22 protein-coding genes are annotated in these 23,793 nt (G+C 71.5%); 9 read left to right on the top strand and 13 right to left on the bottom strand.

Going from position 1 to position 23,793, the window contains the following annotated elements; translation table 11 throughout:
• Positions 1–19: 19 nt before the first annotated feature.
• The 5 genes from OU416_RS13585 to OU416_RS13605 form a co-directional block, all read right to left on the bottom strand.
• Positions 20–1,018: a TIGR03842 family LLM class F420-dependent oxidoreductase gene (locus tag OU416_RS13585; protein ID WP_270927275.1), complete on the bottom strand. Its 999-nt coding sequence runs from the start codon at positions 1,016–1,018 to the stop codon at positions 20–22.
• Between the two features lie 28 nt (positions 1,019–1,046).
• Positions 1,047–2,447: a dihydropyrimidinase gene (gene hydA, locus OU416_RS13590; protein WP_270927276.1), complete on the bottom strand. Its 1,401-nt coding sequence runs from the start codon at positions 2,445–2,447 to the stop codon at positions 1,047–1,049.
• Complete coding sequence (locus tag OU416_RS13595) at positions 2,444–3,736, bottom strand: aspartate aminotransferase family protein (RefSeq protein WP_270927277.1); 1,293 nt, start codon at positions 3,734–3,736, stop codon at positions 2,444–2,446. Before OU416_RS13595 ends, hydA begins: the two co-directional genes overlap by 4 nt.
• A gap of 9 nt (positions 3,737–3,745) precedes the next feature.
• Positions 3,746–4,588, bottom strand: a complete 843-nt coding sequence (locus tag OU416_RS13600) for a nitrilase-related carbon-nitrogen hydrolase (RefSeq protein WP_093145760.1) — start codon at positions 4,586–4,588, stop codon at positions 3,746–3,748.
• Between the two features lie 239 nt (positions 4,589–4,827).
• Positions 4,828–5,970 carry an FAD-dependent oxidoreductase gene (locus OU416_RS13605; RefSeq protein WP_270927278.1) on the bottom strand — a complete coding sequence of 381 codons (1,143 nt, stop codon included), beginning with the start codon at positions 5,968–5,970 and terminating at the stop codon, positions 4,828–4,830.
• Between the two features lie 159 nt (positions 5,971–6,129).
• On the opposite strand from OU416_RS13605, the gene OU416_RS13610 reads away from it, so the two are divergent.
• Both OU416_RS13610 and OU416_RS13615 read left to right on the top strand, forming a co-directional pair.
• Positions 6,130–6,726 (top strand): TetR/AcrR family transcriptional regulator, encoded by a 597-nt coding sequence (locus OU416_RS13610; protein ID WP_270927279.1) that lies wholly within the window; start codon positions 6,130–6,132, stop codon positions 6,724–6,726.
• 448 nt (positions 6,727–7,174) lie between these two features.
• Positions 7,175–9,628, top strand: a complete 2,454-nt coding sequence (locus OU416_RS13615; protein WP_270927280.1) for a GmrSD restriction endonuclease domain-containing protein — start codon at positions 7,175–7,177, stop codon at positions 9,626–9,628.
• 106 nt (positions 9,629–9,734) lie between these two features.
• Here OU416_RS13615 and OU416_RS13620 read toward each other — a convergent pair whose 3' ends face one another.
• The 3 genes from OU416_RS13620 to OU416_RS13630 are packed head-to-tail and all read right to left on the bottom strand — an operon-like array spanning position 9,735 to position 13,036.
• On the bottom strand, positions 9,735–11,216 hold the full coding sequence (locus OU416_RS13620; RefSeq protein ID WP_270927281.1) for an amidase: 1,482 nt from the start codon (positions 11,214–11,216) through the stop codon (positions 9,735–9,737).
• 38 nt (positions 11,217–11,254) lie between these two features.
• Positions 11,255–12,646: an NAD(P)/FAD-dependent oxidoreductase gene (locus tag OU416_RS13625; RefSeq protein WP_270927282.1), complete on the bottom strand. Its 1,392-nt coding sequence runs from the start codon at positions 12,644–12,646 to the stop codon at positions 11,255–11,257.
• Positions 12,647–12,652: 6 nt separating this feature from the next.
• Entirely contained in the window at positions 12,653–13,036 is a 384-nt protein-coding gene (locus tag OU416_RS13630) for a DUF5313 family protein (protein ID WP_270927283.1), read from the bottom strand.
• A 190-nt stretch (positions 13,037–13,226) separates the two neighbouring features.
• On the opposite strand from OU416_RS13630, the gene OU416_RS13635 reads away from it, so the two are divergent.
• From OU416_RS13635 to OU416_RS13650, 4 genes are all read left to right on the top strand, one after another.
• On the top strand, positions 13,227–13,391 hold the full coding sequence (locus OU416_RS13635; protein WP_270927284.1) for a hypothetical protein: 165 nt from the start codon (positions 13,227–13,229) through the stop codon (positions 13,389–13,391).
• Between the two features lie 291 nt (positions 13,392–13,682).
• On the top strand, positions 13,683–14,246 hold the full coding sequence (locus OU416_RS13640; protein ID WP_270927285.1) for a hypothetical protein: 564 nt from the start codon (positions 13,683–13,685) through the stop codon (positions 14,244–14,246).
• Positions 14,247–14,299: 53 nt separating this feature from the next.
• Positions 14,300–15,100, top strand: coding sequence for an SDR family oxidoreductase (locus OU416_RS13645; protein ID WP_270927286.1), 801 nt, complete (start codon positions 14,300–14,302; stop codon positions 15,098–15,100).
• A 94-nt stretch (positions 15,101–15,194) separates the two neighbouring features.
• Complete coding sequence (locus OU416_RS13650) at positions 15,195–15,959, top strand: TetR/AcrR family transcriptional regulator (protein ID WP_270927287.1); 765 nt, start codon at positions 15,195–15,197, stop codon at positions 15,957–15,959.
• Between the two features lie 136 nt (positions 15,960–16,095).
• On the opposite strand, the gene OU416_RS13655 is transcribed toward OU416_RS13650, so the two are convergent.
• On the bottom strand, positions 16,096–17,109 hold the full coding sequence (locus OU416_RS13655) for an NADP-dependent oxidoreductase (RefSeq protein ID WP_270927288.1): 1,014 nt from the start codon (positions 17,107–17,109) through the stop codon (positions 16,096–16,098).
• A 114-nt stretch (positions 17,110–17,223) separates the two neighbouring features.
• On the opposite strand from OU416_RS13655, the gene OU416_RS13660 reads away from it, so the two are divergent.
• Both OU416_RS13660 and OU416_RS13665 read left to right on the top strand, forming a co-directional pair.
• A complete protein-coding gene (locus OU416_RS13660) occupies positions 17,224–17,868 on the top strand; it encodes a TetR family transcriptional regulator (RefSeq protein WP_270927289.1) in 645 nt (214 codons plus the stop codon).
• A gap of 35 nt (positions 17,869–17,903) precedes the next feature.
• Positions 17,904–18,857 (top strand): threo-3-hydroxy-L-aspartate ammonia-lyase, encoded by a 954-nt coding sequence (locus OU416_RS13665; RefSeq protein ID WP_270927290.1) that lies wholly within the window; start codon positions 17,904–17,906, stop codon positions 18,855–18,857.
• On the opposite strand, the gene OU416_RS13670 is transcribed toward OU416_RS13665, so the two are convergent.
• Both OU416_RS13670 and OU416_RS13675 read right to left on the bottom strand, forming a co-directional pair.
• Positions 18,858–20,243, bottom strand: coding sequence for an amidase (locus OU416_RS13670; RefSeq protein ID WP_270927291.1), 1,386 nt, complete (start codon positions 20,241–20,243; stop codon positions 18,858–18,860). It abuts the gene before it with no gap.
• Between the two features lie 108 nt (positions 20,244–20,351).
• The gene (locus OU416_RS13675; RefSeq protein WP_270927292.1) at positions 20,352–21,341 is read right to left on the bottom strand and encodes a pirin family protein; all 990 of its coding nucleotides are present in this window, start codon (positions 21,339–21,341) and stop codon (positions 20,352–20,354) included.
• A gap of 74 nt (positions 21,342–21,415) precedes the next feature.
• Between OU416_RS13675 and OU416_RS13680 the strand changes: the two genes are divergently transcribed.
• Positions 21,416–21,745: a GNAT family N-acetyltransferase gene (locus tag OU416_RS13680; RefSeq protein ID WP_270927293.1), complete on the top strand. Its 330-nt coding sequence runs from the start codon at positions 21,416–21,418 to the stop codon at positions 21,743–21,745.
• On the opposite strand, the gene OU416_RS13685 is transcribed toward OU416_RS13680, so the two are convergent.
• On the bottom strand, positions 21,746–22,828 hold the full coding sequence (locus tag OU416_RS13685) for a VIT1/CCC1 transporter family protein (RefSeq protein WP_270927294.1): 1,083 nt from the start codon (positions 22,826–22,828) through the stop codon (positions 21,746–21,748). It lies immediately after the preceding gene.
• 53 nt (positions 22,829–22,881) lie between these two features.
• On the bottom strand, positions 22,882–23,652 hold the full coding sequence (locus OU416_RS13690) for an enoyl-CoA hydratase-related protein (protein ID WP_372907237.1): 771 nt from the start codon (positions 23,650–23,652) through the stop codon (positions 22,882–22,884).
• Between the last annotated feature and the right edge of the window lie 141 nt (positions 23,653–23,793).

The following is a 23,793-nucleotide window of genomic DNA, read 5'->3' on the forward strand; positions in this document are numbered from 1 at the left end:
TGCGTGGTTCAGGCCGGTCTCAGCTCATGGCGGGGATGATCTGCTCGCCGTAGGTGTCCACGGTGGCGTCGATCGCGTCGTGCATGGCGTAGATCGCGAACTGGTCGGCTCCCGCGTCGCGGAGTTCCCGCAGCTTGGCGATGTGCTGCTCGGGCGGGCCGAGCAGGCAGAACCGGTCCACGATCTCGTCGGGCACGAAATCGGTGCTGCGGTTGCCCGCCCGGCCGTGGTGGGAGTAGTCGTAGCCCTCGCGGCCCCTGATGTAGTCGGTCAGCGCGGTGGGCACCGCCGCCGCGGCGTCGCCGTAGCGGGCGACCAGGTCCGCCACGTGGTTGCCGACCATGCCGCCGAACCAGCGGCACTGCTCGCGGGCGTGCGCGAGGTCGTCGCCGACGTAGGCCGGGGCCGCCACGCACACCGTGATCGCCGCCGGGTCGCGCCCCGCGTCCCGGGCGGCCTGCCGGACGTGGTCGACCATCCAGCCGGTCAGGTACGGGTCGGCCAGCTGCAGGATGAACCCGTCCGCCTGGCGGCCCACCAGGTCCAGCGCCTTGGGGCCGTAGGCGCCCATCCACACCGGCAGGTGCCCGTCGCGCACCCACGGCAGTCGCACCGGCGTGCCGTCCAGCCGCACCTCGCGCCCCTCGGCGAGCTCCTTGATCACGTGCATGGCGCGCTCCAGGGCGGCCAGCGTGGTCGGGTGCCCGCCGGTCACCCGCACCGCGGAGTCACCGCGCCCGATGCCGCACACCGTGCGCGGCCCGAACATGTCGTTGAGGGTGGCGAAGGCCGAAGCGGTGACGGTCCAGTCCCGGGTGATCGGGTTGGTCACCATGGTGCCGACCCGCAGCCGCTCGGTGGCGGCGAGGATCTGGCTGTGGATGACGAACGGTTCCTGCCAGAGCACGCAGGAGTCGAAGGTCCAGCCGTGGCTGAAGCCGAGCTCCTCGGCGCGGCGCATCCGCTCCACCACCGACCAGGCGGGCGGGTCGGTCTGCAGCACTAGCCCGAAGTCCATCGTGGACTCCTTTCGCGACGAGGTCGGCTCAGATCAGGTACTGGCAGGTGTCGCGGCGGAGGAAGCGGCCGTGTCCGGCCTCGCCCAGGTACTGGCCGTCGTCGACGATGACGCGGCCTCGGGAGAGCACGGTGCGCACCGCGCCGGTGACCGGTCTGCCCTCGTAGGCGTTGTAGTCGACGTTCATGTGGTGGGTCTGCGCCGAGAGGACCTGCTCGCGGTCCGGGTCGTAGATCACGACGTCGGCGTCGGCGCCCGGTGCGATGGTGCCCTTGCGCGGGTGCAGGCCGAACATCCGCGCTGGCGTGGTGCAGGCGAGTTCGACCCACCGGCGGCGGCTGATGCGGCCTTCCACCACTGCCTGGTGCAGCAGGTCCACCCGGTTCTCCACGCCCGGGATCCCGTTGGGGATCTTGGAGAAGTCGCCGCGGCCCAGCTCCTTCTGGTCCTTGAAGCAGAACGGGCAGTGATCGGTGGAGACCACCGACAGGTCGTTGGTGCGCAGCGCCCGCCACAGGTCGGCCTGGTGCTCGGCGGGGCGCAGCGGTGTCGAGCAGACGTACTTCGCGCCCTCGAACTCCGGCCGGGCCAGGTCGTCGAGGCTGAGGAACAGGTACTGCGGGCAGGTCTCCCCGAAGACGTTGAGCCCCGCGTCCCGGGCCCGGGTGAGCTCGGCGACCGCTTCGGCGGCCGAGACGTGCACGACGTAGAGCGGGGCACCGGCCACCCGGGACAGCTGGATCGCCCGGTGCGTCGCCTCGGCTTCCAGCAGCGGGTGCCGCACCTGCCCGTGGTGGGCGGGATCGGTGCGGCCCGCGGCCAGCGCCTGCCGAACCAGCACGTCGATCGCGATGCCGTTCTCGGCGTGCATCATCGCCAGCGCACCGTTGTCGGCGGCCTGCTGCATGGCGCGCAGGATCTGCCCGTCGTCGCTGTAGAACACACCGGGGTAGGCCATGAACATCTTGAAGCTGGTGATCCCCTCGGCCACCAGCGCGTCCATCTCCTTGAGCACGTCATCGCCGACGTCGGAGAGGATCATGTGGAAGCCGTAGTCGATCGCGCAGCGCCCGTCGGCCTTGGCGTGCCAGGCGTCCAGCCCCTCGCGCAGCGAGCCGCCCACCGGCTGGATCGCGAAGTCCACGATCGTCGTCGTGCCGCCCCACGCCGCCGCCCTGGTCCCGGTCTCGAAGGTGTCCGAGGCGAAGGTGCCGCCGAAGGGCATCTGCATGTGGGTGTGCCCGTCCACGCCGCCCGGGATCACGTAGTGACCTCCGGCGTCGATGACGGTGTCGGCCGCGGGCACCCACTGCTCGGCGATCTCCGGCGCGGCGATCGCGGCGATCCGCTCGCCCTCGACGAGCACGTCCGCGCGGAGCTCCTCGGTCGCGGTGATCACCAGGCCACCGCGGATGATCTTCCGGCTCATCGCTGCCCCGCTTTCTCCAGCGCTGCCAGCAGGATTCGAGCTCCTTCGCGCGCCTCCGGCTCGGTGAGGCTCAGCGGCGGTGCGATGCGCAGCACGTTGCCTTCGAGCCCGCCCTTGCCGATCAGCAGCCCGTCGCGCCGCGTCTGCTCCAGCACCTCGGTGGCCAGTTCCGGAGCCGGTGTCCCGTCGTCGCGGACGAGCTCGACGCCGATCATCAGGCCCTTGCCGCGCACGTCGGCCACCGCGGGAATCCGCCCCACCGCACCGTCGAGCTGCTCGCGCAGGACAGCTCCGGTCCGCGCGGCGTTGCCCTGCAGGTCGTTGGCGATCAGGTGGTCGAGGTTGGCCAGCGCGCCGGCGGCGGTGATCGGGCTGCCGCCGAAGGTCGAGATCGAGTTGGCGCGGACGCTGTTCATCACCTCGGCGCGGGCGATCACGCCGCCGATCGACAGGCCGTTGCCGATGCCCTTGGCGAAGGTGACGACGTCCGGCGCACCGGCCGCGTCGTGCGCCTGCCAGCCCCAGAAGTGCTCGCCGGTGCGGCCCCACCCGGTCTGCACCTCGTCGCTGATCCACAGGATGCCGTGCCGGTCGAGAACCTCCTTGAACCGCGCGAGCATCCCGTCGGGCGGCGCCGCGAAACCGCCGACGCCCTGGATCGGCTCGGCGATCAGGCACGCCACGGTGCCGTTGAGCTGGCCGAGCACGTCCTCCAGATCGGCGACGCAGGCCTCGGTGAACGCCTCGTCGGACAGGTCGGCCAGCGGTGTGCCGCGCCGCCGGCTGCCGTGCACGTAGGCGGTCTGGACCGGCGACAGGCTCGTCGGCGACCAGCTGCGGTTGCCGGTCACGGCCATCGCCGAGAAGGACCGGCCGTGGTAGCTGTTGCGCAGCGCAAGCACCTGGTTGGAGCCGCGGAAACCGGTGGCCAGCAGCAGCGCGGTGTCGTTGGCCTCGGTGCCGCTGGTCGTGAAGAACACCCGCGGGTCGTCGATGCCGGAGAGCTCCGCGACGCGTTCGGCCAGCTCGACCATCGGGCGGTTGAGGTAGAGCGTCGAGGTGTGCAGCACCTTGCCCGCCTGCTCGCGGACCGCTGCGGTCACCTCCGGCAGCGCGTGCGCGGTCATCGTGGTGAGGATGCCGCCGAAGAAGTCCAGGTACCGGTTCCCCTCGGCGTCCCAGACGTGCCGCCCCTCGCCGCGCTCGACGTCGATCGGCTCCTCGTAGTACAGCGCCAGCCACTCGGGCAGCACGGCGCGGTGCCGCTTGACCAGCTCAGCGTGCGTCATCATCGCTCCTCACGGCTCGGTCAGCGGCTGGTAGGCGTCGGGGCGCCGGTCGCGGTAGAACGCCCACTTCTGGCGGACCTCGTCGATCAGGTCGAAGTCCAGGTCGCGGACCACCAGCTCCTCGTCGGTGCCGCTGGCCGGGTCGCCGACGAACTGCCCGTAGGGGTCGACGAAGTAGCTGGTGCCGTAGAAGTCGTTGTCGCCGTACTCCTCGACGCCGACCCGGTTGATCGCCGCGATGAAGTACTCGTTGGCCACCGCCGCGGCGGGCTGCTCCAGCTGCCACAGGTAGGACGACAGCCCGCGGCTGGTCGCCGACGGGTTGTAGACCAGCTGCGCGCCGGCCAGCCCGAGCGCCCGCCAGCCCTCCGGGAAGTGCCGGTCGTAGCAGATGTAGACGCCGATCCGGCCGACCGCGGTGTCGAACACCGGCCAGCCGAGGTTGCCGGGCCGGAAGTAGTACTTCTCCCAGAACCCGGGCAGGTGCGGCAGGTGGTGCTTGCGGTACTTGCCGAGATAGCTGCCGTCGGCGTCGATCACCGCGGCGGTGTTGTAGTAGAAGCCGGGCCCGTCGGACTCGTAGACCGGGACGACCAGGACCATGCCGGTCTCCCGCGCCAGCGCGCACATCCGCTGCACGGTCGGCCCGTCCGGCACCGGCTCGGCCCACCGGTGGTGCTCGGCCTCCTGCACCTGGCAGAAGTAGGGCGCGTTGAAGACCTCCTGGAACCCGATGATCTGCGCGCCCCGCGCGGCGGCGGCACGGGTGTGCGCCTCGTGCTGATCGACCATCGACGCGGTGTCCCCGGTCCACTTCGCCTGGACCAGCGCCGCACGAACGATGTTGGACATGGTTGCGCTGCACCCCTTCGCCCGATGAAACCGGCACGAGCCGATCGACCCGCTCATCGAAGGTATGACCAGCAATCACCACGCGCAATGATCGTCCGGTTACGCAGCGTCCCCGCCGGCCCCGGCCGCGACCGCCGCACGCCCCGGGCATGCGGCGATGCCGGAACCGCACGTGCGCCCCTCCGCCCGAATTCCTTCGAACAGGCGAAGCGCCGGTGTGTCGTATGCGCCGAAAGAGCTCACTGCTGGGCGTCGTGGTGCCCGAAGCCGGGGACGTCGACGGACAGCAGGTCCGCGGCACCGCCTTCGAGCGCCTCGGCCGTCTCGACGGCGCGCGGGAGCATGACCCGCTCGTAGTCGCGGATCGCGTCATCGACGGTCGCAGCGCCCGCCAGCGCGAGGGCGAGCTCGGCGGCGTCGAGCATGGCGAGGTTGACGCCGACGCCGAGCGGGGGCATGAGGTGGGCGGCGTCGCCGAGCAGGGTCACCGCCGGGTCGTGCTCCCAGGTGTGCGGAACGGGGAGGGCGAAGATCGGGCGGTCGACGTAGGGCCCGTCGTTCTCGGTGATCATCCGGCGCAACCGGGGCGACCAGTGGCCGTACTCGTCCAGCAGCAGGGCCCGGAGGCCGCCGGTGTCCTCGACGGTCAGACCGCTGCGACTGATCCAGTCGGCCGGGACGCGTCGGATGAGGTAGACGCGCACGTGGTCGCCGCTGTTGCGCTGGGCGAACAGGCCGCGCTCGCCGTCGGCGGCGTGAGCGCCGCCTCGGCCGACCAGCTCGGCGATCTCGGGATGCCGGTTCTCGACGTCGGAGAACCACGCCTCCAGGAAGCTGATCCCGGTGTGCTCGGGAACGGCGGCGGACACGGCCGGGCGCACCCGGGAGAAGGCGCCGTCGGCACCGATGACCAAGTCCGCCTCGACCGTCGTGCCGTCGGCGAAGCGCAACTGCCGCGGCCCGCCAGCGGGCCCGCCGACCGCGTCGAGAGCGCGGCCCCAGCGCACGGTTCCCGGTTGCAGCGAGCCCAGCAGCAGGTCGCGCAGCTGCCCTCGGTCGATCTCCGGCTTGAACAGCTCGTCGGGCCCCGGGACGTGGTGGGCGGTGATCCGGCCGGCCGGATCCAGCTGACGCATCTCCTGACCTTCCGGGCGGGCCAGCTCGAAGAACTCGTCGAGCAGCCCGGCCGCTTTCAACGCGATCTGCCCGTTGTCGGCGTGCAAGTCCAGGGATCCGCCCTGGTTGCGCGCCTCGGGACCTGGATCGCGGTCGTAGACCGCGACCGGCATGCCGTGCTGCTGGAGGATGCGCGCGCAGGTGAGCCCGCCGGGCCCGGCTCCGATGACGCTGATCCTGGCGCGGGTGGTTCGCGGGGAGTTCATGGCCGTGCCTCCATCGATGGCGGGAATCCGGGGTGAGCAGGCCGGTGCCGGCCTCGGACGGGCCGCTGCGGTGCAGCTCGGGTGATGGAACGCAGACTAGGTAGAAAAGTGAAACGAGTCAACTTAGCTATCTATACCACTATCAGCTACGCTCAACCCATGACCGTGCCCCCAGTCGGCCGCCGCGAGCGCAAGAAAGCGGCCACCCGGCAAGCGATCGCCGACGCAGCGCTGCGCCTCTTCCTGGCGCACGGCTACGACCAGGTGAGCATCCGCGACATCGCCGACGCGGCCGACGTCTCGCCCACCACGGTGTTCAAGCACTTCAGCGGCAAGGAAGCGCTGGTGTTCGACCAGGAGCAGGAACGGGATTCGGCACTGATCGCCGCGGTGCGGCAGCGCCCGGCCGGCCAGAGCATCCCCGAAGCGCTCCGGCAGCACGTCCTCGCCACCTGGCTGCCGGTGGAGGCGCACCCGCAGCGAACCGAGTTCACGAACCTGGTGAACTCCACACCGGCGCTGCGCGCCTACGCCGAACACATGTGGACCCGGCACACCGACACCCTCAGCACCGCGATCGCCGACGAACTCGGCGTCGACCACGACGACCTCACCTGCGCGGCCCTCGCCAGATTCGCGCTCGAAATCCCCGCTCTCGCCCGCGACCGCGAAGACCGCCGAGCCGCCGTCGAGACCCTCTTCGACCTCCTCACCCACGGCTGGACCCCGCCGAGTTCCGCAACATCTGACAGCTAGGACCCACCGCGACTGGACCAAAACCCTGGCGAGAACAGCTGTTCACGCCGTTGCACCAGGAGCGAGGCTAGAGCGTTCCTCGTCAAAATCTGCGGATCGGGTCAGACAGCTCGGTCGACATCCTGATCTGGATGTCGTTCTAAAGAAGGAGGGCCAACAAGACCGCCGAGCAGCCGTCGGAATCCTCTCGACATTCTCACCCACAGCTTGATCTCCCCCCGGCTAGCGACCACCGACCACGGCTCCCATCACCCGATTCAGACGAGGAGGAGCCGATCGGTAGCCCTCCGTATCTGCATGGTCACCAACGGCTTATGATCCACACCTGCAGGCTGGGGGCCGCGGTTGTGCAGCGCTCGACGCCGTCGTGATCGCGGAGTCGACTCCATCGTGTTGCGCGCAAGCCAAGTCGGGCGGCTCCCGATGAGAGAGCGGAGCGAGAAGTCCGGTGAAAGCCAACGAAACGACCCTGCGAAACCTCCTCCAAGGCGAGCGGCAGTACGTTGTTCCTCTCTACCAGCGCCCGTACAGCTGGGAACGCAGCGATCTGCAACAGCTCTGGAGCGACATACTCACCGTCATCGACACTGGAGGCGGCGCCTCGCACTTCCTCGGCTCGGTCGTGCTGGCTCCCAGTCAGACCAACACGCCTGCCGGGGTCCAGAGCTGGCTCGTCGTGGACGGTCAGCAACGGCTGACGACGCTGAGCATCCTGTTGTGCGCCATACGGGATCACGTGCGCGACGAGGATCAGACCCTCGCCGCTAAGATCGACGACCTGTATCTGTTCAACAAGTACGCGTCCGGCTTCGAGCGCTACACCGTGCTGCCCACGCAAGCAGACCGGGCGTCCTGGGTCGCGTTGCTGGAGCAGGCTCCGGACGCCGGCGGCGAAGATCGCATCGGCGATGCCTACCACTTCTTCCGCAAAGAGCTGGCCGCGGTCGACGATCCAGAGGACGACCACGACATCGCCCGCATCGAGCAGGCCATCGCGGGCCAGCTGAGCATCGTCGAGATCGCTGCGCACCCCGACGACAACGTGCACCGCATCTTTGAATCGCTCAACCACACCGGCCAGCCGCTCACACAAGCCGACCTGTTGCGGAATTACCTGTTCATGCGGCTGCCGAACAGGGCTGATCACGTCTATGAGCAGCAGTGGCTGCCGCTGCAGAAGTTGCTCGACAACAAGCAGCTGGAGACGCTGGTCTGGCTGGACCTGGTGCTGCGCGGCGATGATCGCGCCACTCAGGAAGCCGTCTACCAGGCGCAACAGCATCAGCTCAACAAGCTGAGCAGCGAAGAGGAGATCCAGCAGTGGGTCACTGAGCTGCACCGCAAGGCCCGCTTGTTCCGCAAGATCTTGGAGCCGCAGGCAGAGCCCGACCCGACGTTGCGGCGCGCTCTGCAACGCCTGGAGCAGTGGGGTGCCCACGTGGTACACCCGATCTCACTGCACGTGCTGATCGCCCACGAGGAAGACCGGCTCACCTCCCACGATGCCGCACGTGCCCTGCGAGTGGTGGAGAGCTACCTGGTCCGCCGGATGATCGCGGGAATCAGCAGCACCGGCACGAACCGCACGCTGATGTCGCTGGTGAAGGATCTGGGCAGTGCTGTTCCATCCGCCGCGGAGATCACCAAGCTGTTGTCCGGGCCGCGCAAGCGATTCCCGACCGACCAGCACATCAGGGAGGCGGCGCTGTCCAACAACTTCTACTGGGCTGGACGCGGGCCGCAGCGGACCTACGTGCTGCGTTGTCTCGAAGAGGACTACCGGCACGGCGAACCGGTGGACTTCTCGCGATCCAAGCTGACCATCGAACACGTCCTCCCCCAGTCCCCGACCGAGGAATGGCGGGAGATGCTCACACCGGACGTCGAGGACGGGCAGACCCCGGAGGAGCTGCACAGCACCCTGGTGCACACGCTGGGAAACCTCACCCTCACCGCCTACAACAACAAGCTGGCCAACGACGGGTTCAGCGCCAAGCAGAAGATCCTCATCGACAGCGGGCTCAGCATGAACCGAGAGATCGCCGCAGCTTCCCGGTGGAGCAGTAACGAGATCCGGGCACGCGGCCGGTCGCTCGCGGAGCGAGCGATTCGCATCTGGCCGGGTCCGGATGACTCCACCCCCACGCCGCCGCCGAGCCCGCGATGGTCGTTGGTGACGCAGATCCTCGCCTCGATTCCCGCCGGGCGCTGGACGAGCTACTCCGACATCGCCGAGGTCATCGGCTCCCACCAGGTGTCGGTCAACGGACGCCTTGCCAGCTCACCGGTCGCCAACGTCCACCGCGTTCTCAAGCTCAACGGGCAGATCTCGCCCGAGTTCCGCTGGCCAGACCCCGACCGCGCCGACGACCCCAAGAAGGTGCTCCAAGCCGAAGGAGTGCGGTTCGACGGCCTTGGCAACGCATCGGCCGCTCAGCGCATGTCCGCGGCGGAACTCGCGCGGCTGATCGACCTCGACACCGACGTTCCCGAAGTCGTCGGCGAACCGGCCGATAAGGTGCTGGCCGATGACGATCCGTACTGGGACCGGCACAGCGGTCGCGACGGGCACCGCGATCATCCCGAGTGGGATCCCGGTGCCGACATCGCTGTCGCGGAAGCGTTCTACCAGCCCGTGTCCGGGAAGGCGAAGGTGTTCCTGGACCTGCTGATCGATCATCCGGGCCAGCTGCTCAGCGTGGACGACCTGCGCCAGATGGCTGGTGACGAGATCTTCTCCGGCGCGCATGCAGTGGCCGGGGCCATCACCGCGCTGGCGCAGCCGCAGCGGGTCTCAGGACGTCGGTACCCGTACTACTGGTGGCAGGGCGAGCCAGCGCGCTACGCCATGAAGCCGAGCGTCGCAGAGCTGTTCCAACAGGCCAGGACGAACCTCAACTAGTCGAAGCCGTCCCGGACCGCAGCAGAGGCGGCTTCGGCACGGTGCGCGTTGGGCCCGTGAGCGTTTTGGGGTGTCAGGACGCCCCGAAACGCTCACGGGCCTTCCGTCACAGCGGCGGTTCCAGGTGGGCCCAGGGGTGTTCGGACTCGAGCTGGGTCGCCAGGGACAGCAGCGTCGGTTCGGCGCCGAGGCCGCCGACGAACTGGACTCCCAGCGGGAGGCCCTCCGGGGTCTGGTGCAGCGGGACGCTCATCGCCGGGCGGCCGGTGATGTTCGCCAGCTGGGTGTAGGGGACCTTCTCCAGGTTCTTGAGGACCACTTCGGTGACCGGCTTGGTGCGGCCGAGCTTGCCCGCCAGGCCGACCCGCAGGAGCAGCGCGATCGCCTTGCGCAGGGGCGCGGGCGTGTCGAGCTCGCCGATCCGGGCCGGCGGGTGGGCCAGCGCGGGCGTCAGCAGCAGGTCGTAGCGGTCGTGGAAGTCGGCGAGGGCGCGGTTGTAGTCGTTCCAGCGGGCGAGGACTTCGACGTACTCGGTCGCTCTCGTCTCGCGGCCGATGGCCGCCATCAGTCTCGTGTCGAGCTCGAAGTCCTCGGCCGACGCGCCGGAAGCGCGCTGGGCGGACCGCACCGCGTGGGCCAGCTGGACGAACCAGACGGAGAGGAAGTCGCGGGAGAGCCGGCGGCCGTCGATGTCGGGTTCGGCCTCCTCGACGTCGTGCCCCAGCCCGGCCAGCAGGGCGGCGGCGTCCTTGACCGCCGTGACGGCGTGCGGGCTCACCGGGAAGCCCAGCGGAGAGCGGCTCGTGAAACCGATCCGCAGTCGTCCCGGGTCTCGTCGAGCGCACTCGGCGTAGGGCAGCTCCGGCCTGGCCGCGAGGTACGGGCCGCCGAGGTCGGGGCGGGCGGTGAGGACGTCGAGCATGACCGCCGTGTCGCGCACCGTCCGGGAGATCACGCCGTCGGTGGCACTGCCGTGCATGTTCTCGGCCGCGTCCGGTCCCGCCGAGATCAGGCCGCGGCCCGGTTTCAGGCCGAACAGTCCGCAGCACGCCGCCGGGATGCGGATCGAGCCGCCGCCGTCGCTGGCTCCGGCCACCGGCACGATGCCCGCCGCGACCGCAGCGGCGGCGCCGCCGGACGAGCCTCCCGGGGTGTGTCCGGTGTTCCACGGGTTGCGGGCCGGGCCGTTGGCCTCCGGCTCGGTGATGCCCTTCGCGCCGAACTCCGGCGTGTTGGTGCGGCCGAAGATCACCAGTCCGGCGTCGAGCCACCGCTCGACGCTGGTGCTGTGGCGGGACGCCGTGGTGTTGCGGGTGGACCGGGAGCCGCTGCCGGTGCGGATCCCGGCGTAGTCCTGGTGCAGGTCCTTGATCAGGAACGGCACTCCGGCCAGTGCGCCGGTCAGCTGCTGGGACGCCCGTTCCCGCCCGATGTCGAACATCGGCCGCACGATCGCGTTGAGCCGGCCGTTGACCTGCTCGGCGCGCTGGATCGCCGCTTCGAGCAGTTCGCGCGGTGCGATCTCACCGCCGCGCACGAGTTCGGCCAGGCCCACGGCGTCGAAGCGCCGGTACTCCGCGTAGTCCATCCGGACACGTTTGCACGGATCTCGGTGTTTCTGAACCCTCAGCTGCCCAGGCCGAGGCCGTGGCGGTCGAGGTAGCGCAGCCAGCGGCCGCGGCGGCCCGCGTTCTCGTCGGCGCGGGCCAGCGCCCGGCGGGTGAGCTGGACCAGGGGCCAGCGCAGCGGTTCCGGCGGGAAGGGCGGCGGCTCGCGGCGGACCAGTTCCAGGCGGGTTCGCTCGGTGTCCTCGTCCCACAGCAGGTCCAGCGCCGTTTGCGCGCCGAAGCGCGACGCGGCCACGCCGAGGCCGGTGTAGCCGACCGCGTAGGCGGTCCGGCCGGTGCGGCCGATCAGCGGGGTGAACCGGGTCGTGGAGTCGATCGCGCCGCCCCAGCGGTGGGTGAACCGGATGCCCGCCAGCTGCGGGAAGGTGCGGAAGAAGTTCCGCACCAGCTGGCGGTGCGCCGCGTCGTGGCGGGCCAGCGCCGGAGCCGTGCGGCCGCCGAAGTAGTACACCGCGTCGTAGCCGCCCCACAGGATCCGGCCGTCCGGTGTCGGGCGGTAGTAGTGGAAGCGGTTCGCGCTGTCGGTGATGCCCTGCCCGTCCCGCCAGCCGAGCTCCGCCCACTGCTGGGCCGACAGCGGTTCGGTCACCAGCACGTAGTCCCAGATCGGCAGCACCCGGCGGCGGATCGTGCGCAGTGGAGCGCGGAACGCGTTGGTGCCCAGCAGAGCACTGCCCGCGCGGATCAGCCCGCGAGGCGTTCGCAGCCGGAGCTGCCCACCGCGCTCGCGCAGCCCGCGCACCGGGCTCGTCTCGTGGATGCGGACGCCGAGGCGGTGCGCCGCGTCGGCCAGGCCCCAGGTCAGCCGGGCCGGGTCGACCAGGCCGCCGGCTTCGGGCAGCCGCACTCCCGCCCGGTAGGTCGGCGAGTTCACGTCCGCGCGGACTCCCCCGGCGCCCAGGAATCGCGCGGTCATCCCGTGCTCCCGGTACAGCTCGGCCTCCTCGCTGAGCTCGGCGACCTCGTGCGGTTCGGTGGCGACCGCGGTCTTGCCGCACAACCTCAGGTCGGCGTCGATGTCCTCGTCCTGGACGAACTTCTCGATCGCCAGCAGGTTTTCGCGCCCGAGAGCGACCAGCCGGTCCAGCTCGGCGGGCCAGTGCAGGGCGCCGTGCGCGAGGCCGTGCGTCAGGGATTCGGAGAGGAAGCCGCCGTTGCGGCCGCTGCCGCCGTGCCCGAGGCGGTGCGCTTCGAGCAGCAGGACGTCCAGCTCGGGGCGTTGTTGCTTGGCCAGGATCGCCGCCCACAGCCCGGTGAACCCACCGCCGACCACCACCAGGTCCGCCCGGTCGTCGCCGGTCAGGGGTTCACGCGGTTCTGGGCGGTCGGCGCGGTCGGTCCAGAGCACGGCGATCTCGGCATCGGCCAGCGCGGCCTCGGGCTGCGGCATCCGGCGCTACTCCCACCAGGGGCGGTAGCCGACGCCGTGCTTGGCGACGCGCTGCACGTCGCGGCGCAGCTCCCGCGTCTCGCGCGCCACACCCGGCGGGAACCCGTGCTTGAGCGCGCGGTGCTCGGCGGTCTCGCCCATGTAGCAGACCGAGTAGAACAGGCCGACCAGCAACCCCAGCAGGATCGCGCTCAGCCTGATCTCCAGCGGGCCGGGCAGCAGCACCAGCAGGCAGAACGGCGCCAGCTGGGTCAGTGCGCGCAGGACGTGGCGCAGCACCCAGGTGCGGCAGGTGACGTCGTGCAGCACCCACTCCGCGCAGCGGTCCGGCAGCCTGCCGCCGAAGGCGTACCAGACCCATTGCGCTGGATTGGGTCGAGTGGTCGCCATGGTCTCCAGGCTAGTCGTCGCGGGGGTCGACCGGTCCGCCCGTTCGGCCGGTCGGCGTTCGCCGCTGGATCCTAGACACCCGGACCGGCAGGCCCGCGGATCGGCTCGGCGAACCCGCGTCACACCGGGGGCCGGACCGCGTCCCACCTGTAACGAAACAGGTCGTGGACCGATGTTCACGGCAGAAGGGGTGAGTGACGTGTTCGTGGTCGTGGTGGCGCTGCTGTTGGTCGTGATCCTGGGTGCGGTGATGTTCACCGACGTGTTCGACGGGAAGGGCCCGTCGGAGCGCCGGAACGTGAAGCACCTGCTGGCGGAGTTGAAGCGGGGATTCCGGACGCCCAGCCATCGCTGAGCGGTCCGGAGTGGACCAGGCCCGGCCGGTCGACGGCCGGGCCTTCGTCGTCTCAGCACCCGCCCGATCGTCCACTGAGGACGGACGATCGCCCGCACCTCCGGACCCGGGCTGACCAGTGATGATCTTGCACGGGGACTGGCGAAGCGGATCAGCGGTCACGTAGGGTGCGACCCGAGCGCCTCACCCGTTCGGGTGACGGCGGGGACCGTGTCGGCCGACCAGGTGGGGTGAGCACAAGTGGGCAGTTCGTCGTTGCCCCGGACCCGCGGGCGCGGGCGTCACCGGCGCGTGCAGCCCAAGACGTGGCACCGCGCGACTCCCCCGCGCCTGCTCGGCTACGCCGTCGCGGTGTTCCTCACGGTGATCGCGGTCGGCAGCGCGCACCACGGCACCGCCGCTGCTCCGGTGCCGGTACCGCAGGCCGCGGCCCCGGCACCTGCCGCCCAGTTCCTGCCGCCCGAGACCACCTCGACCGCGCCGGACCTGCGCGTCCGCGAGCCCGAACCGGTGGTCGTGGCCGTCGAAGCCCCGCCGCGGACCACCACCCGGCCCACACCCACCGCCGAGCCGGAACCCGCCCCGGTGCGGGCGACCGGGACGCCCGAGCCGACGGTGCAGCCGACGACGGTCGTGGCGACCACGACCCCGTCCGAGACCTCGGAGACCGCCGAGCCGCCGACCTCCACCACCGCTCCACCGTCGGAGTCCACGCCGCCGTCGGAGACCCCCGGCGAGACGGCTCCGCCGTCGGAGACGCAGCCGCCGACCAGCTCCGAGCCGGAGCAACCGCGCCTGCTGCCCCGCCTCGGCGAGGTCATCGACGGGCTCACCCGGCCGCTGCTGGGCCGTTAGCCGTCGCGATTCGCGGCACCCGGTGGGACAGTCGTTCCCGAGGGGGTGCCGTCATGGACGTCATCGCGATCACCGGTGGAACCGGACACCTCGGGCGCGAGCTGGTGCGCCTGCTCAAGCCCGGGCACCAGGTCCGGGTCCTCACCCGCCGCCCCGGCACCGATCCCGAGGTGGAGTGGGTGCAGGGCGACCTCACCACCGGCGCGGGCGTGGCCGAACTGGTCGCCGGTGCCACCGCTGTGGTGCACGCGGCCACCTACTCCCCCGCCGCGCAGCGCGGGTTCGTGCACCCGGTGGACCTCTGGCGCAGCCCGCCGGACGTGGACGTCGACGGCACCAGCCGGCTGCTGGAGGACGCGACGGCGGCCGAGGTGCGCCACTTCCTCTACGTCTCCATCGTCGGGGTGGACCGGCCTGCGCTGCCGTACCTGCGGCTCAAGCACACCGCCGAGGAGCTGGTGAGCGTCTCCGACCTGCCGTGGTCCACGGTGCGCGCCACCCAGTTCCACTGGCTGCTGGACCGGATGTTCGACCGCGCCGCGCGGCTGCCGATCCTGCCGCTGCCCACGGCCCTGCCCACCCAGCCGGTGGACGTCCGGGACTTCGCGGAGTACCTGGTGGAGTGCCTCGGCAACGGCCCCGGCGGCCGGCGGGAGGACTTCGGCGGGCCCGAGGTCCTGACGCTCGGTGATGCGCTGCGCACCTGGCAGGCCTCCAGGGACAAGCACCGCAAGCTCATCGGGCTGCCCGCACCCCGCCGGTTGCGGCGCATCGCCTCCGACCTGACCTGTCCCGGCGCGCGACGCGGCCGGATCACCTGGGCGGACTGGCTGCGGACTCACCCCACCGCCTGACAGACCGTCCACATCGGACGCCCGTGGGCCCGTGCCCGGAACCCCGCCGCAGCCTCCTAGGATTTCAACCGGACGGAAAGCGGAGGCGGGTGCGATGGCGACCGAGTACGGCGGCGGAGGTGATCCGGTGCGCAGCCTGGCGCTGCTGTGGCGGACCCAGGACGGGCCGAGCAGCGGCCGCCGGGGACGCTCCGACCTGGGCGTGGACCGGATCGTGCGCGCCGGGATCGAGATCGCCGACGCCGACGGGCTCGCGGCGCTGTCCATGCGCAAGGTGGCCGACCACCTCGGTGTCGGCACCATGTCGCTCTACACCTACGTGCCGGGCAAGGCCGAGCTGATCGACGTCATGCTCGACACCGCCTACGGCGAGACCGCGCGGCCCGAGCCCGGTACCACCGGTTGGCGCGACCAGGTCACCCGGATCGCGCGGGAGAACTGGGCGCTCTACCACCGCCACCCGTGGATGCTGCAGGTCGCGACCGGCCGCGCGGTGCTGGGCCCGAACGCCATCGCGAAGTACGACTACGAGCTGACCGCGCTCACCGGGCTCGGCCTCACCGACGTCGAGGTGGACGCCGCGCTGAGCCTGGTGCTCGGCCACGCCGAGGCCGCCGCCCGCCGCGCGGTGGAGGCGATGCTGGTCGAGCAGCGCAGCGGGATGACCGACGAGCAGTGGTGGCGCGCGCACGCGCCGCTGCTCGGCCAGCTGATGGATCCGCAGCGCTACCCGACCGCCACCCGCATCGGCGCGGCCGCGGGCGAAGCGCACGGCTCCGCCCTGGATCCCGAGCACGCCTTCGAGTTCGGCCTGCAGCGCATCCTCGACGGGATCGAAGCCCTCATCGCACAGCGGTGAATCCGGCACCACACGCAGTTCCGGACGCCGGCTGACCGGCAGGCACGCAGGTCGGCCGACGAACGCCGTCCCGGGGCGGACCACCCCGCGCGAAGCCCACGACCGCTCCGTCAGCGGGCATGCGCGAGGCGGGAGCTCACCCGGCGTCGGCGATCTTCACCAGCATCTTGCCGGTGTTCTCGCCCCGGAGCAGGCCGAGGAAGGCCTCCGGGGCGTTGCGCAGGCCGTCGACGACGGTCTCCCGGTAGCTGATCTTGCCCTCGCGCAGCCAGCCGCCCACCTCGGTGAAGAACTGGTCCTTGCGGTCGGCGTGGTCGATGACGATGAAGCCCTGCAGCCGCAGCCGCTTGGAGACGATCTTGAACAGGTTGTTCGGCCCCGGCTTCGGCTCGGCGTTGTTGTACTGCGAGATCATGCCGCACTCGGCGACCCGGCCGAAGTCGTTGAGCACCTCGATCGCCGCTTCCAGGTGCTCGCCGCCGACGTTGTCGAAGTAGACGTCGATGCCCTCCGGCGCCGCCGCGCGCAGCTGCTCGACGACCGGGCCGTCGTGGTAGTCGAACGCGGCGTCGAAGCCGAGCTCCTCGGTGAGGTAGCGGACCTTCTCCGCCGACCCGGCGCTGCCGATCACGCGGGATGCGCCGCGCAGCTTGGCGATCTGCCCGGCCAGCGAGCCGACCGCACCGGCCGCGCCGGAGATGAACACCACGTCGCCCTCGCGCTGCTCGGCGATGTCGGTCAGACCGACGTAGGAGGTCATGCCGGGCATGCCGAGCACGTAGAGGTAGGCGTTCAGCGGCGCCACCTGCGGGTCGACCTTGACGGCGTGCTTGGCGTCGAAGACCGCGTGGTCGCGCCAGCCGAGGTAGTGCAGCACGAAGTCACCGGGCTGGAAGCCCTCGGCGTTGGAGGCGACGACCTCGCCCACCGCGCCGCCCTGCAGCGCCTTGCCCACCTCGAAGGGCGGCACGTAGGACTTGCCCTCGTTCATCCGGCCGCGCATCGCCGGGTCGACGCTCATCACCACGTTGCGCACCAGCAGCTGGCCGTCGCCGGGCTGCGGGACGTCGACCTCGACGAGGTCGAAGTTCTCCGGCGTCGGCCAGCCCTTCGGTCGGGACGCGAGGCGGATCTCCAGGCCCTTGCTCATCGTTTCTCCTCCACGAGACGGGAATCGCCACCGACGATACCGAAAGTGTCAGTCACTGCCAATTGGCGCTGGATGACTTATGTCTCGACCTGACGCAATGGCAGAATGGACGGCATGAACGTCGCCAACGACCAGGGTGGCCTGCGCGCCCGCAAGAAGCAGCGCACCCGCGCGGCCCTGATCGACGCGGGCCTGGACCTGTTCCTGGCCCACGGCTACGAGACGACGAGCGTGGACCAGATCGCCGCCGCGGTGGAGGTCTCCTCGCGCACCTTCTTCCGCTACTTCGCGAGCAAGGAGGACATCGCGCTGGCCAAGGGCACCGAGTTCGACGAACTGCTGCTGGACGCCCTGACCTCCCGGCCCGCCGGGGAACCGCCGCTGGACGCGCTGCGCGGCGCGGTGCTGGAGGCGTTGCGCGAGTCCGCCGCCGACTCCGGCGTCCAGCGGTTCCTGACCACCCAGCACCTGATCAACAAGACACCCGCGCTGCTGGCGGGCAACCTCCGGCGAGCCGCGGGCTTCGAAGCGCGGCTGACCACCGAGATCGCCAAGCGGCAGGGCCTGGACCCGGCCGAGGACATGCGCCCGCGGGTGCTCGTCGCCGCGGTCTGCGGTGCGCTGCGCATCGGACTGGAGGCGACCTGCGCCGATCCCAGCCGCGAGCCGGCGCGAATGGTCGAACTCGTCGAGCAGGCCATCGACCTCGCCACCGCCGGCATCCCGCAGCGCTGGGGCGAGGATCCGCACCGCTGGTGACTACGCTCGGCAGGAGTTTCCACGAGAGGGGCCAGATGGGCGAGATCGTCAGCTTCGCTGATGTCCAGGACGCCGCCGAGCGGTTGGCGGGCATCGCGCACCGCACCCCGGTCGTCACCTCCAGCACGCTGGACGAGCTGGTGGGCGCCGAGGTCTTCCTCAAGTGCGAGAACTTCCAGCGGATGGGCGCGTTCAAGTTCCGCGGCGCCTACAACGCGATCTCCCGGCTGAGCCCGGACCAGCTGCGGCGCGGCGTCGTGGCGTACTCCTCCGGCAACCACGCGCAGGCCGTCGCCCTGGCCTCCCGGTTGCTGGGCACGACCGCGGTGATCCTGATGCCCGCGGACGCCCCGGCTGCCAAGCTCGCCGCCACCCGCGGCTACGGCGCTGAGGTCATCACCTTCGACCGCTACACCGCCGACCGCGCGGAGCTCGCCGGAAAGCTCGCCGAGGAGCGCGGGCTGACGCTGATCCCGCCTTACGAGCACCCGCACGTGATGGCCGGTCAGGGCACCGCCGTGCTGGAACTGCTGGCCGAGACCGGACCGCTGGACGCGCTCGTGGTGCCGGTCAGCGGCGGCGGGCTGGTGGCCGGGTGCGCGACGGCGGCCAAGGCGCTGCACCCGCAGATCCGCGTCGTCGGGGTCGAGCCCGACACCGCCGACGACACCAGGCGATCGCTCGCGGCGGGCGAGCGGGTGTCGGTGCCGGTGTCGCGCACCATCGCCGACGGGCTGGCCGTCGCCACGCCGGGCGAGCTGACGTTCGCGGTGAACCAGCGGCTGGTCGACGAGATCGCGGTGGTCACCGACGACGAGATCCGGGCGGCGATGCGGCTGGCCTTCGAGCGGCTGAAGCTGGTGGTCGAGCCCAGCGGTGCGGTCGGCATCGCGGCGCTGCTCGCCGGGCGGATCACCGCGTCCCGGGTCGGTGTGGTGGTCTCCGGCGGCAACGTCGGCGTCGAGCGCTTCGCGGAGCTGCTGGGCTGATCACGGCCGCGGCCAGGCGAGCTGCGCCGGGCGCAACTGCTCGTAGGCCCGGGCCAGGCGGAGCACGCCGACGTCGTCGAAGCGGCGGCCCGCGATCTGCAGGCCGATCGGCAGGCCGTCCGGGGTCCAGCCGCAGTTGACCGACACCGCCGGCTGCCCGGACATGTTGCAGGGCAAGGTGAACGCGATGTGCTCCATGCCGCGCAGCGGGTCACCGGTCGGGTAGGCCTGCTCCGCCGGGAACGCCGGGATCGGCGCGACCGGCGAGAGCACGTAGTCGAAGTCGCGGACCACCCGGTTGGCCGCCACCGAGATCGCGTCCATCTGGCTGAAGCCGTGGAACACCTGGGCCGCCGTGGCATCGCGGGCGCTCGACGCCCACTGCGCGATGCCCGGCAGCACCAGCTCCCGGCGCTCGGCGGGCAGGGCCGAGATGTCCGTCCAGGACCGGAAGCGCCAGAACAGGTCCATGCCGTCGAGCATCTCGCGGGACAGGAACGGGTCGATCGGCTCCACCGACGCCCCGGCCGATTCCAGCACCTGGCCCGCGGCGGCGACCGCGGCGGTGACCACCGGCTCCACGGGCAGGCCCACGCGGTGGTCCAGCAGCAGAGCGATGCGCAGCCCGCGCACCTCGCCGTCCAGCCGCAGCCAGTCGATGCCTGCCGGTGGCAGCGCGGTGTGGTCGCGGGCATCCGGCGCCGCCAGCACCGAGGACAGCAGCGCGGCGTCGGTGACCGTGCGGGTCATCGGGCCGACCACGCGGCCCGGGTAGGGCGGGGCGACCGGGATGCGGCCGAAGCTCGGTTTGAGCCCGACCACCCCGCACCACCCGGCGGGCAACCGGATCGAGCCGCCGATGTCGGTGCCCAGGTGCAGCGGTCCGTACCCGGCAGCGGCGGCCGCACCCGCCCCGGCGCTCGAACCACCCGGTGTGCGGCCGAGGTTCCACGGGTTCCGCGCCGGCCGGTGGAAGCTGGACACGCCGGAGGACAGCATGCCGTAGTCGGGCATGGTGGTCTTGGCGAAGATCACCGCACCGCTCTCCCGCAGGCGCGCCGCGGCGGGTGCGTCCTCCCGCGCCGGGATCAGCTCGGTCGCCGCCGTGCCCTGCGGCACCGGGGTGCCCCTGGTGGCGATGTTCTCCTTCACCGTCACCGGGACGCCGTCGAGCGGGCCTGCCGGTGCTCCGCCGAGCCAGCGCCGCTGCGAGGCCGCAGCCGCGGCGCGCGCTGCTTCGGCGTCCAGCGCGTAGGTCGCGCACAGCTTCGATTCCCAGGCCTCGACGCGCGTCAGAACGGCGTCGAGCGCTTCCACCGGCGAGGTCTCCCCCGCCCGGTACGCCGCGACCAGGTCCACCGCCGAGAGATCGGCCAGTTCCGCCATCCCACTCTCCCTCGCTCACGGCCGAGTCTCGGTCACCGTTCGCGGCGGGGAAAGTTGGCAAGGTGTCCGCACCGGGCGCGGACACCTTGCACTTCGCCGGTTGACAGATCAGCTCGGCTTGCGGGTGCGCCCGCGAGCGCGGAGCTCGGCGTTGGGCAGCGCGGGAGCGGCCAGCGCGGGCTCCGCGTAGCCGTGCACGACGCCGAAGCGGCCGTCCGGTGCGCCGGAAGCGCGGCCCCGCTCCCAGTCCTCGCGCGCTTGGGCGACCTCGTCGTGCGAGCGGCCGACGAAGTTCCACCACATGACGATCTGCTCCTCGAACGGCACACCGCCGAGCAGCAGTGCCCGGCCGGAACCGAGCTCGACCTGCGCGCGGCCCCGCCCGAGGTAGAGCATCTCGCCGACGCCGACCGGGCGTCCGTCGACGGAGAACCCGTCGGACATCGCCAGCACGGCGTGCTCGAAGTCGGTCTCCAGCGGCAACCGGAGGGCGCGGCCTGCGCTGATCGACACCTCAGCACCCATCAGCGGCGTGTAGGTGCGCGCCGGCGAAGCCGCCCCGGCGAGCTCGCCCATCAGCACGGTCACCTCGCCTTCCGGCGAGGACACCACCGGGAGGTCGCCGTGGTGCTCGAAGTGCGGTGCGACGTCGCGCTGCGCGCCGGGCAGCGCGACCCACAGCTGCGCGCCGTGCAGCACCGGGCCGTGACCGGCCGGGGATTCCTCGGAGTGGGAGATGCCGCGGCCCGCGGTCATCAGGTTCAGCTCGCCCGGCCGCACCAGCTGCTCGTTGCCCAGGCTGTCGCGGTGCAGCACCTCGCCGTCGAGCAACCAGCTGACCGTCTGCAGGCCGGTGTGCGGGTGCGGCGGGACCTGCATGCCCGGCTGCCCCGCGATGTCGGCCGGGCCGTAGAAGTCGGCGAAGCACCAAGCCCCGACCATCCGCCGGTCGCGGTTGGGCAGCGTGCGGCCGACCATCATCGCCCGCGGCCCGCCCAGCGGGACGACGCGCGGCTCCAGCAGTTCGGCCTCCGGTTCGGCGGCGGTGCTCACGCCGCCGCAGCGCAGCTCGGCCGGGTCCTGTTCCACATTGCTCACCCGGTGAGCTTCCCCCACACCTCGGATGGGGCACAATCGACCCGGCCAGCAGCCGTTGCCGAGGAGGCTCGAACGTGACCGACCAGCCCGAGGTCGTCGACAACCCGGACGCCGAGCGGTTCGAGATCCGCGCCGACGGCGAGCTCGCCGGGTTCGCCGAGTACAAGCTGCGACCCAGCTCGATCGCGTTCGTGCACACCGAGATCGACGCGGCCTTCGGCGGCCGCGGAATGGGCGGCACGCTGGTGCGCGCCGCTCTGGATTCGGCTCGCGAGCGCGGTCTCGCGGTGCTGCCCTACTGCCCGTTCGTGCGCCGCTGGATCAGCACCCACGCCGACTACCTCGACCTCGTTCCCGCCGACAAGCGCGCCAAGTTCGAGCTCGAGGAGTCCACTGCGGACTGATCAGCCGACGGTCGCGCCGAAGGCAAGGCCGAGCACGTAGGTCGCCGCCGCCGCTCCCGCGCCGATGCCCAGCTGCCGCAGCGCGCGGGGCAGCGGCGCGGCGCCGGACAGCACGCCGACGGTCGCGCCGGTGAGCATCAGCGCGAGCCCGACCAGCACCACCGCCACCAGCACCGCCCACCCGCCGGACATGCCGAAGAGGAACGGCAGCACCGGCACCAGGGCGCCGGAGGCGAAGAAGGCGAAGCTGGAGATGGCTGCCTTCACCCCGGTGCCGACGATCTCGTGGTCGTCCGCGGGCGCCTCCGGGGCGGGCACCGGCGGTTTCGGGTCGCGCAGCAGCGCGTCGGCCCGGCGCTGCGCCTCCTCGGCGGACATGCCCCTGGCGCGGTAGACCAGCGCCAGCTCGTTGGCGTCGACGTCGAGGTAGGGCACCACGGCGCGGGCTTCCGGGTTCGGCGAGGCCGCGGCCAGCAGCTCCCGCTGGGAGCGCACCGAGATGTACTCGCCCGCGCCCATCGACAGCGCACCCGCGAGCAGCCCGGCCAGGCCCGTCAGCAGCACCGTCCCGGTCGGCACGTTCCCGCCGATCACCCCGAGCACCAGGGCCAGGTTGCTGACCAGGCCGTCGTTCGCGCCGAACACCGCCGCGCGGAAGGTTCCCGACACGCGGGCCCGGCCGCGGGCGGCGAGCGCGCGCACGACCTCCTCGTGGATCCGCTCGTCGGCGGCCATCGCCGCTGAAGCGTCGCGGTCCGAGCCGTACGGCGAGCGGCTCTCCGCGCGCTGGGCCAGGGCGAGCACGAAGACCGAACCGAAGCGGCGGGCCAGGAACACCAGCAGCCGCATCCGGAACTGGCCGCGGCGCTGGGGCCCGGCCTCGTCGCCGAGCAGCTCCTCCCAGTGCGCGGCGTGGCGCTCTTCGGCTTCGGCCAGCCCGAGCAGGATTTCGCGCTCTTCGCCGGTGCGGCGGGCGGCGAGCTCGCGGTAGACCGCGGCCTCCTCGCGCTCGTCGGCGAGCAGTCGCCGCCAGCGCCGCACCGACCTCGCATCCGCCTTCGGCGATCTTCCGCTCTCACGCACGCGCCAAGCCTCGCAGCCGATCTCCGCGGCCACCAGTCGACGCGCGATCCAGGTCAGCCGCCGAAGTCGGGCTTGCGCTTCTCCAGGAAGGCCTGCATCTGCTCGCGCGCGTCCGGTGACTGCGACGTCGCCGCCATCACCTCGGTGGCGATCGCGTACGCGTCGGCCTCGGGCCGGTCCAGCTGGGCGTAGATGGTCTGCTTGCCCACCGCCTTCGCGTGCCTGCTGCCCCGCGTGGCGCGCGCCAGCAGCTCGTCCACCGCGGCGTCCAGCTCGTCGTCGGGAACCACGCGGTTGACCAGGCCCCAGCGCTCGGCCGTCGCGGCGTCGATCGGGTCGCCGGTGAGCGCCAGCTCCATCAGCCGCTTGCGCCCGATCGACCGCGCCACCGGCACCGCCGGGGTGTGGCAGAACCAGCCGCCCTTGCCGCCGGGCAGCGCGAAGCCCGCGGACTCGGCGGCCACCGCCAGGTCGCAGGAGGCGACCAGCTGGCAGCCTGCCGCCATCGCCAGCGCGTGCACCCGCGCGATCACCACCTGCGGGACGGCGTGGATGGTGCGCATCAGCGATTCGCACCGCCGCAGCATCTCGCGCATCCCGGCCAGGTCCCGCCCGGCCATGTCGCCGAAGTCGTGGCCGGAGCTGAACACCGGCCCGGACCCGGCCAGCACGATCCCGGTCGCCTTCGTCGCGGCGGCCGCCTCGAAGGCCTCCTCCAACTCCGCGAGGTGGTCGACCGACAGCGAGTTGCGCCGCTCCGGCCGGTTCATGGTGATGCGGACGGCCGCACCGTCCTCCTCCAACAACACGTGCTGGTACTCCATCAACGCTCCTTCGACCGGGAAAGGCTTCCAGGAACATTCTCTGCGGCGGTGCAAGTAGCAGCCCCTGAGGACTCGTACGCGACTTCTCTCGTGTCAACCGGAGTCCTGCTCAACCGCACCTCAGGGGACCGTGATGCAACC

The sequence above is a fragment of the Saccharopolyspora indica genome (assembly GCF_027853965.1).
Taxonomy (GTDB): Bacteria; Actinomycetota; Actinomycetes; order Mycobacteriales; family Pseudonocardiaceae; genus Saccharopolyspora; species Saccharopolyspora indica.